Here is a 16,269-nt window from a genome sequence, read left to right on the forward strand (position 1 = left end):
TCTAAAAAGGAGGACATATCATCGAAGTGCTGAATTAGAGACATAAAAAATCCGATATTATTTCTAATATCGGATTTTGAAGCTATGAAAAGATCAGTCAAGTGATCATAAAAATATTCTTAACTGATCAGCATTACGCAACTCTGTGCGGGGTTTTTATTAATAGTTATTTTTAGTTGATGCGTTTTTTCCAGCTATCTGCTAAACGTACAACGTTTAAGCCATACCAAGCGATAAATGCATAACAAATCACAGGTACAAAGAAGCTTTGTTGAATGTTTACTGTATCAGCTACCACACCTTGTACTAATGGTACTAAGGCGCCACCTACGATTGCTAAACATAACCAACCCGAACCTTTACTTGTGAGTGAACCTAGGCCTTCAATAGCAACAGAAAAAATAGTCGGGAACATGATTGAATTGAATAAACCAATCGCAAGTACTGAATAAAGCGCCACATCACCTTCAGTGAATATAGTCACTAACAGCAATACAATAACCATCATGGCATTAAAGAATAACGCTTTTGAAGGCGCAATCTTTTGCAATGCTGCAGAGCCAATGAAACGACCCACCATTGCACCGCCCCAATAATAAGCAATTAGGCTTGCCGCCGCATGCTCTTCAAGGCCAGCAATGTGCGCTTCGCCAAAGTAGTTTACTAAGAAGCTACCAATTGAAACCTCAGCACCGACGTAACAGAAGATACCTACAACACCCATCATTAAATGAGGTGCTTCAGCTAGGCTGTGGCCTTTCGCTTTGCAGTCTTGCTCTTCTGTGTGCTCTGCAATCACGGGTAATTTAAAGAAGGCAAATACTACAGCAATGGTCAGTAGTGCAGCTGCAAGCATAAGGTAAGGCACTTTGACAGATTCAGCGGTGGCCGCGTTTGCAGCTAACGTGCCTGCTGTACCAAAGAATAAAATACCACCCACATATGGACCAACTGTGGTACCGAGTGAGTTAAGTGCTTGAGCTAAATTTAAACGTGACGACGCCGTTTTTTCAGGACCTAACGCCACAACGTACGGGTTAGCAGATACCTGTAATACGGTAATACCTGCCGCTAATACAAATAACGCACCTAAAAATAACCAGTACTCATGTACTACAACCGCTGGGTAAAATAACATACAGCCAATTGATGCTACGACTAAGCCAGTTAGTACACCATTTTTGTAGCCCATTTTTTTAACCAACATACCCGCTGGTAGCGACACAATAAAGTAAGCACCAAAGAAACAAAACTGAACCAGCATTGCTTCTGTGTAGGTTAAATCGAATACCCCTTTTAAGCGCGGGATCAACACGTCATTTAAAACTGTAATAAAACCCCATAAAAAGAACAGGGTTGTCATTGCTGTCAGTGGTAGCAGGTAGTTTTTATTTTGCTGCGAACCATCGGCGACAAACGATTGGTTTGTATTTATTTCACTCACGTGGTTTTCACTCCGTTAACAAGTTACCTTTGATTCTACACATTGAAGTAAAAATAGCACAAAGATTTACTAGGAACGTTCCAATATTTTTATTTCCTGCTATAGTTGCAAGATGTACACAGATTTATTAATAACGCATGGCCACAGTTAACTTTAAAAGCCCTGATTTTCTTAAGCAGCATATTCAAGATACTCTTGCTTTTTATCACCCCCATTGTGTTGATCATTCAGCCCATGGCTTAGCTGGCTTTTATCAGTTTTTTAAAAATAATGGCGCGATCTACGATAAACACACTCGCCATTTAGTCTCGAGCACCCGCTTTGTTTTTAACTATGCAATGGCGTACATAGAGTTTAAAGAGCCAGAATATTTAAGCCTCACTAAACATGGTTTAGCTCACCTTGAACATGCGCATAAACAAGCATCTGGTGGTTATGCTTGGCTTATTGAGCAAGATGATAACGGCAAAGTAACCGTGTTAGACGACACCAATCATTGCTACGGGCTTGCCTTTGTTATGCTTGCAAACGCAGTAGCCTTAAAAGCAGGGGTAAACGACTGCAAAAATACCCTTTCGCAAGTTTGGGATTTATTAGAGCAGCACTACTTTGAACCCCAGCATAATGCCTATTTAGATGAGCAAAATGCCGATTTTAGCTGTGCAGATGACTATCGCGGCCAAAATGCCAATATGCATTTATGCGAAGCCTTACTGATGTGTTTTGAAGCAACCAACGAGACCCGTTATTTAAAACGTGCTAAACAACTTGCCGAAACTTTCACAGTAAAACTGGCTGCACAGAGCCAACAGTTTGTCTGGGAACACTATTCTAAAAATTGGCAACTCGATTTAGATTACAACAAAGATGACCCGCAGCATTTATTTAGACCTTGGGGATTTCAACCAGGTCATCAAACTGAGTGGGCAAAACTGTTACTTATTTTAAACCGCCATATTGATGAACCTTGGCTGGTAACGCGCGCTAAAAGCCTGTTTGATGAAACCCTTAGGATTGCATGGGATCAGCAACATGGGGGCATTTTCTATGGCTTTGCACCAGATAAACAAATTTGTGATAGCGATAAATACTTTTGGGTGCAGGCCGAATCATTAGCCGCAGCAGCCCTACTCGCTGATGCCACAAATGACGAAAGCTATTGGCAATGGTACGAAAAAATTTGGCAATACAGTTGGCAACATATGGTAGATCACCAATATGGTGCGTGGTATCGCATTTTATCAGCACAAAACCAACCCTACAGTGACGAAAAATCGCCAGCAGGCAAAACCGACTACCATACTATGGGTGCCTGCTACGAAGTATTAAGAACCTTAACCTTGAGGAATGCATAATGAGTTTAGTGTGTTTTGGCGAAGCATTAATCGACTTTTTATCAGATGGTAAACAACCAGAGTCATTTACCAAATACGCAGGTGGCGCACCTGCCAATGTGGCTGTTGCAGCAGCAAAACTAGGCCTAAACACCAGCTTTTGCGGTATGCTAGGCGATGATATGTTCGGTCACTTTATTAAACAAGAGCTTGAGCAGCATGCGGTAAACACTGATTACTGTACATTCACCGATGCGGCTAAAACAGCATTGGCGTTTGTATCACTCGATGAAAATGGCGAACGCTCGTTTAGTTTTTATCGCCCACCAGCTGCCGATTTACTGTATCGAGTGGACGACTTTGAGCATGCAATGTTTGCAAATCACGCCATCATGCACGTATGCAGCAACAGTTTAACTGAGCACAATATCTATCAAACAACAATTTATGGTTTAACGCAGGCGAAAAAAGCAGGTGCAATTTGTAGCTTTGATATGAATCTGCGCGAAAACCTGTGGCCAAGTATGCGCCATACGCTTGATAGAATGTGGCATGTTATTTCTCTGGCAGATATCGTTAAACTCTCATTTGAAGAGCTTGAGTTTTTAAATCAAAGAAGCCATCAAGAAATGCCACTTGAGCATACTATTGATGCCATTTTAAAGGCCGGTGTAATCTGTTTGCTAGTTACCAATGGCGGCGAAGCAATCAGCTTTTATCACGCAGACTTTAAAGGTCAAGTTAGCCCACCAGCAACAAAAGTAGTTGATACCACAGCCGCAGGCGATGCGTTTATTGGCGGCATGCTGTCAAAGGTTGGTCAGCACTGTGAAAACAAACAAAGTTTTAAAGCGTTTTGCCAAACGCCAGAGAATATCGAACAAACCATTGCTTATGCAGCTAAAGCTGGCGCTTTTGCTGTAAGCCGTTATGGTGCATTTGCGTCTTTACCAAGCGCAGCCGATTTAGCCTAGAACTTTGTTTAGGTTGAGTAATAAGCCCAGTATAAAGTCGTTTATGCTGGGCTTCTTCGCTATTGCTCAGTTTTACATTTATCGATAATTGGTAAATACCTAAACACCTTCATGTTTGGAACGATCACCACATGATCCCCCGCTTTTAAAGCAATGCTAATCTCGCCATTTTCAACATAATAAGTTTGCAACGAACCGTTTATTTGCACCGGAACAGGCATAGGGAATGGCTTATCTTGTAAAGAGTTTTTGTTCCATTTCAGCGTTAAGCTGTTAGCTGATTGAATAACATCAAGTTCAGGTAATTGAGCCTGTTTTAAATACACATCAAACAGCCAGCTATAATCTTTCGCCGTTAAGCGGTTAACAATAGCAATAAACTCATCGGTATTTCGATATCGTGGTGAAATTGGGTAAGCTAATTGCTTGGTGTCGTTCACCCCATAAAGCAGCTCACGGGTGGCTTGCCAAAATAACTCATCACCAATTAACCAGCGTAAGGTATGTAAAGTCCAACTGCCTTTGCCATAAATATCAGGGTTGAATGCTTGATCTGAGGTTATGTCGCCATCAAGTACAATGGCTTTACAGTTTTTAAGCCCTAAATACGACTTATACATGCTGTGGTTATAGGCCGCTTCACCGAATTTATACAAGCTATAACTTGGCTGCATGTAACTGCCAAAGCCTTCGTGTAGCCATGCATCGTTGAGTTTTTCATGGGTCATTAAATTACCAAACCACTCATGAGCTAACTCATGCTGTAATAACCAATCATAACCGCCAGCATCACGCTTATATTTTTTACCATAAGCATTGATCGTTTGATGTTCCATACCTAAATGCGGTGTTTCAACAAAGCCCAGTTTGTCATTCCCCCATGGGTAAGGCCCTAAAAAGCGCTCAAAAAACGCGACTTGAGAACGCAAATCCTGCTCTATTAGCATCGACGCTTGCTGTGTGTGTTTAGCAAGTGCCCAAAATTCAATCGGAACCTCAGTGCCATTAATACTAGTATAACTACGCTCAATACGTTGATACGGGCCTATGTTCAGGGCAATGTTATAGTCGCTTGCAGGCACAGATAGCAGCCAATCAAATTGTTGTTTGTTTGCTCCGACTGGTTTTACGCTTTGCAATACCCCGTTGGTTACCGCACTTAAACCATTTGGTACTGTGAGCCTTATGCGCATGCTATCAGCTTTGTCAGCAAAATGATCTTTACAAGGCCAGAATAAATCACAACCTTCGCCCTGCACTGCGGTAGCTATCCACGGCTCGCCGCTTTCTGTTTCAGCAAATACAAACCCGCCATCCCAAGGCGCGTTTTTAGCAATATGGGGGTTGCCCTCATAGGCCACAGCAACACTTACTGTGCTACCCGCAGGGTATTGCTTACCTAAATCAATGTTTAGCACACCTGCATTGCGGGTATAGTTAAGTGTTTTATCGTCTGAGGTAATTGCAGTGATTAAAAATCGGCTATCAAGTTTTAGTTCAACAAATTGGCTAGCAGATAGCATTTTAAACTGCGTTTTCGACACCCCTTTAATGCGTTTATCATCAGGAAACACTTCAAGTGATAAGTCGTAAAATTGCACATCGCTTTTTAGTGCAACTGCCGATAATGGCTGACCAGTATCACCAACGCTTGGATCAAGTGGCAAAGGTTTAACACTACAGCCAGCTAGAATGGCGGTCATAGCAACGGCTGACACGCTTTTAAATAATTGAGTTACCTGCAAAACATCTACTCCATGTTGTTATTTGTATTATTAAAATATGACATAGGTTAAAAGTTTAAACTGTGCTTTGCGGTGAATAACTTGTTACAAAAATTCAATCCGTTTAATACAGCAACATTGGTCAGAAAACGGCTTTCATGGTATGTTTTCTCCTAATTTTAGAAAAAGGAATTCATCCTATGAATAATAAGCTTCTTGCTGGGGGCGCGATTGCCATTGTTGCAGGTGCGTTGTTGTACTCACAAAATAAAGCCAGTGTTGATGTAGATTTACCTGAGCTTGCATACGTTCCTGCCGATACGGCAGTTTTTTATGGTCAACTTAAACCGTTTCCGTACAGCAAATACTTTGCGCTTATGCCAGATGCAATGAAAGGCACGAGCGATTTAACGCCCATCATTGCTGAGCTTAAAACAGTCGATGATAAGAATGCCCTATTCCTTGCATCACTGATGGAAAAATACCAACAATCATTGAGCTCTTACGATGCCTTCAAATCGATATGGGGCTTTGGTGATGACTACAAAGGCATGATGTATGCGCAAGGTTTAATGCCGATTGTGCGTTTTCAGGTCGCTGATCAAAGCAGCATTATCAAAAGCATTAAACAATCTGCTGATGAAGCCGGTATTGCTTATACTACAGAAAGCCTTGAAGGTGTAAGTTACACGCGCTTTGCCATTGAGCTTGAAGGCTTAGATAACTTCAACCTAATTGCATCAACTCACAATAATTGGGCTACCTTAACGCTGACCACTGCGCTTTCTAATGATCAAGATTTACGTATTGCCCTTGGCGTAGAAAAACCGGCTCAATCACTGGCTGAAACTAAAAAACTACCTGAGCTTATTAAAACTTTTTCGCTTGATGGTAACTCGGTTGGCTTTGTTGATCATCAACGTATAGCCAATGCTGTAACTGGCAAAGAAGACTCTCGCTTACACCAAATGCTCAAAGAATTACTTGATAAAGCCCAGCAAGCAAATGCGTTAGCAATGATTTCAACACCTGAGTGTCAAGATGATATAGCAGCCATTGCCGCTAAATGGCCTGCAACAGTATCTGGCACAACAAAAACACGTATTACCGCCGACTACGCCGATTTTGACGTAAAAGCAGTACTGCAAAGCACAGATCAAGACTTACTAAATACCCTACAAGCTGTGCGTGGTTTTGTACCAAAACACACCACCGGGCTTGACGGGCAAATGATGAGTGTTGCCTATGGTATTGATGTGGCAAAAGTACTGCCACTGGCCAATACACTAACCGGTGCAATTAAGTCGGCTGAGTTTAACTGTGGCCCAATTGTCGCACTACAAAATGAAATGCAAGAAGTGAGCACTGCTGGCCTTGCTATGATGTCGGGCTTTGCTAATGGCGTACAAGGTATGAGTGTCAGCGTTCAAGACGCTGCATTTACTATCGATGACTACAACGGCCCACAAATAGACAAGCTTGATGCCATCGTTACCCTATCGGCGACTGATGCCCATGGCTTGTATTCAATTGCGCAAGGTTTTGTACCGCCGCTTGCTAACATAAAACTACCAGCCAATGGTGATGCAGTACTGATCAATGAATACATTCCATCGCCTGTGCCACTTAACTTTGATATAAAAATGGCCCTTAAAGGCAATCATATTGTGATTTTCACGGGTGATAAGTCAGCACAAATCGCCGAAACCTTAGAGTCGCAAAGTGTCACTAAAAATGGCTTTGTGAACATGGCATTCGACGTACAAAAAATCTTATTACCTTTACTTGATACAATTGCATCAACGGGTCAATTAAGTGATGAAGAAATGGCTGAGCTTGATTCCCTACGAGATCAACCTGTCGGTGTTTATTTTGCCACAGACATTACCGACAACGGCATTGGCCTTGAAAGTAACGTACAAATTACTAAAAAGTAATTTTGAGTTTGAATCTAAAAAGAGCGCTATTTAGCGCTCTTTTTTTGTTGCCATTTAAGTGAGTTGTTAGTGTCTCGACTATTACAGATGGTGTCGTTAGAACTCTCAATACCACCGAGTTTGGCAAGTCGGTCGTACAGCACAACATTGCAGGTTGCAGCTAGGTTCATACAGCCTATGGTTGGTACATACACTACTTCATCACACCATTTCAGCACGTCTTTACTAACCGAGCCATCTTCAGGGCCAAACACATAAAATGCGTTTTCAGGGTGCTTAAATTCAGGCAGCGGCGTTGCACCTTCAACAAGCTCAATCACCACCGTTGTGGCACCTTCAGGCTTTGCTTGCTCAAGGCTTTCGACTTGCGTTAGCGGAATATGCTCAAGCACATTTTTAGTATCGGTATGGTACTTATTTGCACGTAAATAGCGGCTACCCGTAAAAAACACCTGCTTAGCGTTGTAACAACCCGCGGCACGTAATACCCCACCCACATTGGTTGGGCTTTTTGGGTTTAACAAGCCAATGCTTGCTTTAAGGACGCTCATTAATCAATGTCTCTGGTTGGCCACTCGGCCACGTAAAGGTCGAAGTCATCTAGGTCTACATCACAGTCTTTCACTGTTTTGTCACGCACAGAAATACCCAGCTGATGCATCATGTCTTTACTGCCACCGTTCAGTAACGGGTGCCAAGACGCAAGGCCACGGCCTTCGTAAAGGCGACGGTAGCTACAGCTTTGCGGCATAAAAAAGATATCTTTGAGGTTTTCTTTAGTGAGCTTTACACATGAAGGCACCAAAGTTTGGCGGTTCGCATATTCGCTACACCCACAGGTGTCGTTGTCTAGGTATTGGCAAACGATATTAGTGAAAATGAGTTCTTCACCCTCGCGAAGTTGATCCGTTGCGGTAAATTCATCTTCGTCTTCACTGTCGATAAATGTGTTTAAACAACATTTACCACAGCCGTCACAAATAGCTTCCCATTCGGGTTGTGACATTTGCTCAAGCGAGCGCTTAAGCCAAAATTGATCTTCTAACATGGTATTACTCAAAGCCCCTAAACAGCGCGCATTCTAGCGTAAAGCCAGCATGCGCGCAAAGGCGGTTACTTTTGCTCGTTAACCCAACGCTTAATTTTCTCTTCAAGAATTGGCATAGGTAATGCGCCATCAATCAGAACTTGCGTATGGAAAGCTTTAATGTCGAACTTATCGCCTAGCTCTTTGCTCGCATAGTCACGTAGTTCTTGAATTTTGAACTGACCTAACTTGTACGACAGCGCTTGGCCCGGCCATGCGATATAACGCTCAACTTCGGCGATAATGTCGCTTTCGGCCATTGATGAGTTAGCCAACATGTAATCAATACCTTGTTGACGTGTCCAACCTTTTGCGTGGAAACCAGTATCAAGCACTAAGCGCATTGCACGTAATTGCTCATCTGATAAACGACCGTACCACATGTAAGGGTCGGTAAATAAGCCAAGCTCTTTACCTAAGCTTTCTGCATACAATGCCCAACCTTCTGCAAATACCGTGTAGCCGCCGAATTTACGAAACAGTGGTAATCCTTCAATTTCTTGTTGCAAGGCAATTTGAAAGTGGTGACCCGGCGCTGCTTCATGAATAGACAAGGTTTCAAGTAAAAACTTAGGCTGTGCTTTTAGGTTAAAGGTATTGATATAGAAAATACCTGGGCGCGAACCATCTGGCGCTGGCGACTGGTAAGATGCACCCGCAGCTGATTCAGCGCGAAAATCTTCAACTGCTTTTACAACGTATGGCGCTTTTGGCGCAATATCGAACATTTGCGGCAGCTTAGCATCAATCTTTTCTTTTACTGCTTCGTACGCAGCAATTAGCTCTTCTGGCGTATCGTAGTAAAACTCATCTGAGGTTCTAAGGTGTTCAAAAAACGCTTTTAAATCGCCTTCGAAACCGACAGTCTCTTTGACTTTTTTCATCTCAGATAAAATGCGCGATACTTCACTTAAGCCAATGTCATGAATTTCATCGGCGTTTAGGCTCAGCGTTGTATGCTGTTTAATTTGATACTCATACCATGCTTTACCATTTGGTAGGTCGCTGTAACCAATGCTTTCACGGGCATTTGGAATGTATTCATTCGCTAAAAAGTCAGCCATTTTTTGATACGCAGGCACTAAACGCTCGCTGATCATCGCCGTGTACTCGCTTGTTAGCTGTGCTTTTTGCTCGTCGCTGAAAGATTCAGGTAACTGAGCAATTGGCCCCCAGAATAATGACTCTTCTGGTTTTTCTACAATATGAGTTTGAAATTGCGGTAATAGTTTTTCAGCAAGCGGCTTAGGAAGAACCACTTTGTCTTTCATGCCTTGGCGCATTGATTGCTCAACACTGTCTAACCACGCGATAAAACCGTCAGCACGTTTTTCAAATGCTTGATAATCTTCAACCGTGTTAAAAGGTTGTGCACTTTGCCCAGAGCCTAAAGCAGCAAAAGTATTATGCGCCCCGCCCATTTGGTTAATTGGCATTAAGTAACTTGGAAACTGAGCGCCTTCGATCGCAAGGTCTAAATCGCGAGCTAGAATTTCGTAGCTCAATAATGACTGACCCTTTAATTGCGCTTTGTCGATATTTGCTAATTTATTTTGGTATTCTTTAACAAAATTAAGCCGCTCGTCGCGGTTGGCTTTACTAATGGGTGCAATAAATTGATCGTTAAATTCGCTACGGCCAATGTAAGTGCCGCTAACAGGGCTAAATTTTAAACCTGCTTCAAAGTAATCTGCTAGTAATAAATCAAGTTGCTCTGTGGCTGACGTTGCGCTTGGTGCTTGTTTGCTTACTGCCTGCGTTGTTTTTTCGTTGCTTGGCGTTGATTCATTACAACCAAGTAATGCAAACATCACTGCCGAACTAAGTAGTGCTAGTTTTACGTTTTTCATTCTTTCCCTGCCCTTATATTAAGTACGCGTAAATTATGAGGGTTTAGTTCCCTATTTAGCAAGTATCGCTGCAACTTATCGCAGTTTATTTACACTTTGTAAGCTGATTGCTAGAGTGGCGGCTCGACTTACCAATTTTGAATAAAAATGAAAAAGACAGCTCTTGCTATTAGCCTAGGCCTAGCTTGCCTAACCTCTTTAAATACCTATGCAACCACCTACTTATCGGCAAAAGCCATGGTAGATGTAAATTCAGGTAAACTGATTAAATCACCACTTATTAGTATAGATAATGGTCAAATTACAGCTGTGCAAAGCAATAAACAGCCAAACTTAAAAGACGGCGATAAGCACATTCAATTATTAGAACTGACTTTGCTGCCAGGTTTAATGGATATGCATGTGCATTTAACGAGCGATCCTACCGTACCGCGCAGTGAGCGAATTGGTCAATCGATTCCGCGTAAAGCAATTAAAGCGGCACACTTTGCCGAAAAAACACTGTATGCAGGTTTTACAACGCTGCGTAACTTAGGCGCAGAAGGCTACAGCGTGATTGCAGTACGCGATGGCATTAACGCAGGCGATATTGTTGGCCCGCGTATTTGGGCGGCTGGCCCGTCTTTAGGTGTTACTGGCGGTCACTGTGATAACAACCGTTTACCACCAGAAATGAAATACACCGCCGAAGGCGTTGCTGATGGCCCTTGGGCTGTGCGCGCTAAAGTGCGTGAAAACATTAAGTACGGTGCCAATGCCATTAAATTTTGCGCTACAGGCGGCGTATTTTCTAAAGGCACAAAAGTCGGTATTCAACAATATAGCCAAGACGAAATGAATGCCATTGTTGACGAAGCTCATTTACGTGGCCTAACCGTTGCAGCCCATGCACACGGCACCAGTGGTATTAAAGCGGCCATTGTTGCCGGTGTAGACAGTGTTGAGCATGTTAGCTTTGTCGATGACGAAGCCATTAAACTTGCAAAAAAACACGGCACTTGGTTCTCAATGGATATTTACAACACTGAGTACACCCTTGCCTTTGGCGAACAAAACGGGGTTGCAGAAGAAAACCTCAATAAAGAACGCCAAGTATCTAAAAAGCAACGTGATAGCTTTAACCGTGCAGTAAAAGCAGGCGTAAATATGGTATTTGGTACCGATGCAGCAATTTACCCTCATGGCGATAACGCAAAGCAGTTTTCGCGTATGGTTGAATTTGGTATGACACCGCTGCAAGCATTGCAGTCTGCCACCATCAATAGTGCCAAACTACTTAAAGCTGATAATCAACTTGGGCAAATCAAAAACGGTTTCTTAGCCGATATTATTGCCGTTAAAGGCAACCCGCTTGAAAACATTTCAGTACTTGAAGATGTACAATTTGTAATGAAAGACGGTAAAGTTTTTAAATAAGCCACAATGTTGGCTTTGCACTTGCAAAGCCAATCACACCTCATGTAACCATTTTGAAAACAAATTTACCAACAAAAAACACACCCGTTAAAAAAATGTATCTAGGTTAAAAAAATACTCATAATGGTTAAATAAAACTTGAAATGAAAATGTCTCGCATTATCATTGCCGAAAAATTTCGACAATTACCTATAATCATGACATATAAATATTCAATTTTAGCCCTAGCCTGCTTAAGCGCATTCAATGCAAACGCCAACGATTTAGACTCAGTTGAACGTATTACCGTTTACGACAAACAAAACCGTGTGGTACTTGAATCTGGCCTTGCCACAAAGTCAAATATGACCCTAATGGAAACACCTGCACCTGTTGTAGTTGTTGATCAAGAGCTTATCAACTCGCAAGGCGCAACTAACTTACAAGACTTAGTGCGTAACATCAGTGGTGTAACCCAAGCCGGTAACAACTACGGTATTGGTGATAACTTAGTGATCCGCGGTTTAGGCGCTAACTATACTTACGATGGCATGTATGGCGGTGCAGGCCTAGGTAACACCTTTAACCCTACACGCTCAATGACCAATGTTGAATCTGTAGAAGTACTTAAAGGCCCTGCAACAGGTTTATATGGTATGGGTAGCGCAGGTGGTGTTATCAACCTAATCGAGAAGAAACCACAATTTACTGAAAAACACACGGTAAATGCAGAGCTTGGTCAATGGGATAGCTACTCATTAGGCTTTGATAGCACAGCAGCATTAACCGATGACCTTGCTTATCGCGTTAACGCAAAAACCGCTCGCAGCGAGGGCTACCGGGACTTAAAAGACGACCGTGATGAAATTTATGGCGCGTTAAAATACGTATTAAGCGACAAACAAGACATCATGATTTCTGCCGCTTATATTAAAGATGCCATTGCCGTTGACTCAATTGGCCACCCTATTCGTATTTTTAACAGCGACTCAGTGAATGGCAAAACCGCAGGTGAAGTAACCGCTGCCGATTTAATTAACGACGCAACGGCACAAGGCCTGCAACTAACCGATCAGCAACGCCAACAATTAGCAGAGTCACTGGCAGCAAATGATGGCTTAACTCCTTACACCTTTGGTCATAACGGTATTATCTCGCCGATGGCAAATGATAACGAAGGCGAAGAGCTGCGCTTTAAGTTAACTCATAACTACTTTATTACTGATAATTTATTTTTAAATCAGCAATTACAATATCGTAATTACGAATCGAGCTTTGCCCGCCAAACGGGTGCTTATAACTATGTTTATTGGAACCGTAATGGCGTGATCAATGCCGAGCCGCGCGCTCCTTTAGTGGTTGATGACGTACTTTACCCATTTGCAGCGCGTCGCCAAGAATACCGCCAAGTAGAGGCTGACGAAAAATCATGGCAATACTTTGCTGACTTACGTTATGACTTTAGCTTTGCCGGAATCGATAACGAACTACTTGTAAACGCCAACTACGAAGACCGCGATATTCGTTTTAAACAATACTCAATTTACGATGCCGACAAGGTCATTAAAAACAAAGATGGAGAGGTAATTTACCAAGGTCAATTACCTTACATTTTTGATATTCGTAACCCGAACTGGGGCGAAGGCAGCTTTTACGACTACGATCCGCTAAAAACCAGCGATTACAACAAAAAGGTTCAAGCTTGGGGTGTGGGTATTCAACATGTTGCCTATATTCACGACACTTTCACAACCCGTGTAGGTGTTGCGTTTAACCGTATTAAACAAAGCTACGAACATTTTGGTGTTGATGCGCGCTACCGTGCTAGTGCCGCCGAGCCAACACCAGAAGCAGATACATCAGACAGCGGTATGACCTATAACCTAGGTGCAACCTACAAACTGAGCGATGATATTTCGTTCTTTGTAAACCACTCTAAAGGCCGCACAGCCTACAGTGTACTTGGTAGTGTGTCAGGTAACGAAGCGGACCGCGATGACGCCGAGTCAGTCAGTAACGACATTGGTATGCGTGTAAAAGCGTTTGACGATCAACTACTAGCATCACTTGTGGTATTTGATAGTGCTCGTACCAACCTTGAGTATGCCAACCCAGAGTACGAAGCCGGTGTATCTGATGCCTCAGTACCAAAAAGCTTTTACGATGGGGAAGAGCAAACCAAAGGTGTTGAGCTTGATTTAAATGCCGATTTAAACGAGCAGTGGAAACTTAACGTAAACGCGGTGTATCAAGACGCCCGCGATAAGAAAAACCCTAACTCATCATCTTTCGATACTCGTCAAAAAGGTGTGCCTTATGTAACAGCAAGCAGCTGGTTAAGCTATGACGCTAAATGGTTTAATTTAGCCGAGCCACTGACAATTAGCGCAGGCGTACAGTATGTTGATGACCGCAGCACAAACTCAACCTCGTTTGGTATTCCTGATGGCTACGTACCTAGCTACACGGTTTACGACGCCGCCATTCAATACCAAACAGATGATTGGAAACTACAGTTAAACCTAAATAACTTGTTTAACAAAACCTATTACTCAAAAGCAATGTTCTTAGGCGGTATGCCAGGAGAAGAGCGTAATGCTAAATTAACTTTTAGCTACACACTTTAATTGTGAATCGATAGCAAAAAGCGCGGCTTAGTTGGGTCGCGCTTATTTGTTTTCACAGAATTAATTATAGCTAGGAGCCCGTCAAATATTAGAATTAAGATAAATGTGTTTAGATCACAGGCGGCAAGAAACAGTCATTCTTATCATTAAATTTATGCTAAACATCCATAACAGTCTGATTTTCCATCACTGTCAAGAAAGCAACCTCTATATAATTTACACTGGTAGGCTCTGCAAAAATTTGTTATCAATAGATAGTTGTTGGCTTTAGTTTTGTTCAGTAGCTATGTGACAACGCCATCAATTGCAAAAGCGACATAGTTGACCTGATTGTAACTTACAAATTTAACCGAGCATCATAAAGGCTTGGGTGACAAGGAAGCAATTAAATGAACTCATTCGAATACCAAATAATAAATATCAATGGAATATTTAAGCTTCGCTCAACTAAAGAGAAAGAGCTTGAAGAAGTTTGTGTAAATTTTGGTAAGCATGGTTGGGAGCTAGCCTCGGTAACTTTTGACTGGTTTTTAGTTTCTTATAAATTATTTTTCAAACGTAGAGTTGAAGTTACGAATCACTCTTAAATTGTTTGTTAATTTTTGTATGCGACAGAAACTGTTTTAGCATTTCACCGACTAATTTTGGTGATTCTTGATGGGATGAATGAGCCGTCAATGGAATATTAGCAAGGCTACTACCTGCAATTTTTAACTTCAAGGCTACAGCTTCATCTAACGAAAATAGGAAATCGTTATCTCCCCTCATGATCAATGTTGGACAGCAGATTTTTTCGACCATGTCATACGGATAGCCCGACTCTGTTGTATCAAGCCAAACTGCTTTTACCGCGTCTACTAATTTAGGAAAATTCGGTTCAGGGTTTGAAGATTTGTAAAAAGCAACATCATCAGCAAATCTTGCAGCCCAAAAATCAGGCGTTAAGCCACTTAACAATTCTTTTGATGGATCATTTGCCTCTAGCCGCCACTGTGAACCGAGTGTAACCAAACAAGACACTCTTTCTGACTCTTGTGCAGCTAGCCGATAACCGACAATGCCGCCATCACTAAAGCCAAAAATTGAATATTTGTCAATATTCAGATAGCTAAGTACATATTGAATATCTTCTTGGTATTGCATGTAACTAAGTGGACTATTACCTAAAAAGGACTTGCCATGCCCACGAAAGTCGACACTTATCAACTGATATTCAGTAGCTACATATTGGTGAATACTACTTAGCTCATTTAATGAACCAAGACCACCATGCAGCATTAATAATGGTTCCCCATTAAGATTGCCCGAAACTTCGAAATAAATCTTCGATCCATTGACGTCAATATAACCGTTTCTATTTTTCATTTTATTAACCAGTTGTGTATGTATTAGTTTAACTTAAAAAACTCACACCTATTTGAGGGGCAAAAACGCTATTTCCAAGTCGCTGCATAGTTTCAATACTGAAATCGGCGCATATCAAAATGCTACGCGTACTAACCCTTTTTGAACTGTTTGTTATGCTACCTTTTCTCCATTGGGTGATCTAGATTTAATTGAAGAAGATTCCATGTAGCTCTAAAAACATAGCTACCGTTCCATAGTCTTGTTCTACCGACTCTCGGACGAAGTTAATACCAATCGATTTCGATCGAAAAAATAACTATTGTAGCATTTATATGGCACGAGTTTGGGCTGCATAATCAATTGTTGGATTGAGTACTACTAGCCAAGCCGTTCAGCTATAGTCTGTTTTCATTACACCAACTTTACCTAGATATGCGATTATATTTTTTACACATAAAGTAAATGTCTGCCAAAAAAGTTAAACGGGTTAACTGCTCAGCTTAAAGCGTCATCACAATATGAGCTGTGATATCGCCTTTTAGCATGCCGT

At 41.9% G+C, this 16,269-nt stretch carries 12 protein-coding genes and 1 pseudogene; 6 read left to right on the forward strand and 7 right to left on the reverse strand.

Annotation, left to right across the window (positions count from 1 at the left end; all coding sequences use genetic code 11):
- Positions 1-172 precede the first annotated feature (172 nt).
- A complete protein-coding gene (locus tag JIG37_RS06315; RefSeq protein ID WP_166340869.1) occupies positions 173-1,444 on the reverse strand; it encodes a sugar MFS transporter in 1,272 nt (423 codons plus the stop codon).
- Positions 1,445-1,581: 137 nt separating this feature from the next.
- On the opposite strand from JIG37_RS06315, the gene JIG37_RS06320 reads away from it, so the two are divergent.
- A complete protein-coding gene (locus JIG37_RS06320; RefSeq protein ID WP_199528968.1) occupies positions 1,582-2,799 on the forward strand; it encodes an AGE family epimerase/isomerase in 1,218 nt (405 codons plus the stop codon).
- Positions 2,799-3,752, forward strand: a complete 954-nt coding sequence (locus JIG37_RS06325) for a carbohydrate kinase (protein ID WP_199528969.1) — start codon at positions 2,799-2,801, stop codon at positions 3,750-3,752. The genes JIG37_RS06320 and JIG37_RS06325 overlap by 1 nt, the downstream gene beginning before the upstream one ends.
- A gap of 59 nt (positions 3,753-3,811) precedes the next feature.
- Here the strand turns inward: JIG37_RS06325 and JIG37_RS06330 are convergent, their stop codons facing one another.
- Positions 3,812-5,497, reverse strand: coding sequence for a M1 family metallopeptidase (locus JIG37_RS06330; protein ID WP_244664363.1), 1,686 nt, complete (start codon positions 5,495-5,497; stop codon positions 3,812-3,814).
- A 179-nt stretch (positions 5,498-5,676) separates the two neighbouring features.
- Here JIG37_RS06330 and JIG37_RS06335 point away from each other — a divergent pair, with 179 nt between their 5' ends.
- Positions 5,677-7,413 carry a hypothetical protein gene (locus JIG37_RS06335; RefSeq protein WP_199528970.1) on the forward strand — a complete coding sequence of 579 codons (1,737 nt, stop codon included), beginning with the start codon at positions 5,677-5,679 and terminating at the stop codon, positions 7,411-7,413.
- A gap of 26 nt (positions 7,414-7,439) precedes the next feature.
- Here the strand turns inward: JIG37_RS06335 and JIG37_RS06340 are convergent, their stop codons facing one another.
- From JIG37_RS06340 to JIG37_RS06350, 3 genes are all read right to left on the reverse strand, one after another.
- On the reverse strand, positions 7,440-7,964 hold the full coding sequence (locus tag JIG37_RS06340; protein ID WP_138616692.1) for an RNA methyltransferase: 525 nt from the start codon (positions 7,962-7,964) through the stop codon (positions 7,440-7,442).
- The gene (locus tag JIG37_RS06345; RefSeq protein WP_138616689.1) at positions 7,964-8,461 is read right to left on the reverse strand and encodes a YcgN family cysteine cluster protein; all 498 of its coding nucleotides are present in this window, start codon (positions 8,459-8,461) and stop codon (positions 7,964-7,966) included. Before JIG37_RS06345 ends, JIG37_RS06340 begins: the two co-directional genes overlap by 1 nt.
- Positions 8,462-8,526: 65 nt before the next feature.
- Positions 8,527-10,350 (reverse strand): DUF885 domain-containing protein, encoded by a 1,824-nt coding sequence (locus tag JIG37_RS06350; RefSeq protein WP_199528971.1) that lies wholly within the window; start codon positions 10,348-10,350, stop codon positions 8,527-8,529.
- 147 nt (positions 10,351-10,497) lie between these two features.
- Here JIG37_RS06350 and JIG37_RS06355 point away from each other — a divergent pair, with 147 nt between their 5' ends.
- The 3 genes from JIG37_RS06355 (at position 10,498) to JIG37_RS06365 (ending at position 14,959) form a co-directional block, all read left to right on the forward strand.
- Positions 10,498-11,766: an amidohydrolase family protein gene (locus JIG37_RS06355; RefSeq protein WP_199528972.1), complete on the forward strand. Its 1,269-nt coding sequence runs from the start codon at positions 10,498-10,500 to the stop codon at positions 11,764-11,766.
- A gap of 194 nt (positions 11,767-11,960) precedes the next feature.
- On the forward strand, positions 11,961-14,372 hold the full coding sequence (locus tag JIG37_RS06360) for a TonB-dependent receptor (protein ID WP_199529009.1): 2,412 nt from the start codon (positions 11,961-11,963) through the stop codon (positions 14,370-14,372).
- Between the two features lie 389 nt (positions 14,373-14,761).
- Positions 14,762-14,959 (forward strand): hypothetical protein, encoded by a 198-nt coding sequence (locus tag JIG37_RS06365; RefSeq protein ID WP_199528973.1) that lies wholly within the window; start codon positions 14,762-14,764, stop codon positions 14,957-14,959.
- Here the strand turns inward: JIG37_RS06365 and JIG37_RS06370 are convergent.
- The gene (locus JIG37_RS06370) at positions 14,943-15,737 is read right to left on the reverse strand and encodes an alpha/beta hydrolase (RefSeq protein WP_199528974.1); all 795 of its coding nucleotides are present in this window, start codon (positions 15,735-15,737) and stop codon (positions 14,943-14,945) included. The genes JIG37_RS06365 and JIG37_RS06370 overlap by 17 nt on opposite strands.
- 158 nt (positions 15,738-15,895) lie before the next feature.
- Positions 15,896-16,032 (reverse strand): annotated as a pseudogene (locus JIG37_RS22640) (VOC family protein); the annotation flags it as partial.
- Positions 16,033-16,269 lie beyond the last annotated feature (237 nt).

It is taken from the genome of Pseudoalteromonas sp. bablab_jr010 (assembly GCF_016464105.1).
In the GTDB taxonomy this organism is placed as follows: Bacteria; Pseudomonadota; Gammaproteobacteria; order Enterobacterales; family Alteromonadaceae; genus Pseudoalteromonas; species Pseudoalteromonas simplex.

Excerpts from the sequence above, each read along its gene's own strand:
- JIG37_RS06320 (WP_199528968.1), top strand. The coding sequence starts at position 1,582 with ATGGCCACAGTTAACTTTAAAAGCCCTGATTTTCTTAAGCAGCATATT.
- JIG37_RS06325 (WP_199528969.1), top strand. The coding sequence starts at position 2,799 with ATGAGTTTAGTGTGTTTTGGCGAAGCATTAATCGACTTTTTATCAGAT.
- JIG37_RS06335 (WP_199528970.1), top strand. The coding sequence starts at position 5,677 with ATGAATAATAAGCTTCTTGCTGGGGGCGCGATTGCCATTGTTGCAGGT.
- JIG37_RS06340 (WP_138616692.1), bottom strand. The coding sequence starts at position 7,964 with ATGAGCGTCCTTAAAGCAAGCATTGGCTTGTTAAACCCAAAAAGCCCA.
- JIG37_RS06345 (WP_138616689.1), bottom strand. The coding sequence starts at position 8,461 with ATGTTAGAAGATCAATTTTGGCTTAAGCGCTCGCTTGAGCAAATGTCA.
- JIG37_RS06350 (WP_199528971.1), bottom strand. The coding sequence starts at position 10,350 with ATGAAAAACGTAAAACTAGCACTACTTAGTTCGGCAGTGATGTTTGCA.
- JIG37_RS06355 (WP_199528972.1), top strand. The coding sequence starts at position 10,498 with ATGAAAAAGACAGCTCTTGCTATTAGCCTAGGCCTAGCTTGCCTAACC.
- JIG37_RS06365 (WP_199528973.1), top strand. The coding sequence starts at position 14,762 with ATGAACTCATTCGAATACCAAATAATAAATATCAATGGAATATTTAAG.
- JIG37_RS06370 (WP_199528974.1), bottom strand. The coding sequence starts at position 15,737 with ATGAAAAATAGAAACGGTTATATTGACGTCAATGGATCGAAGATTTAT.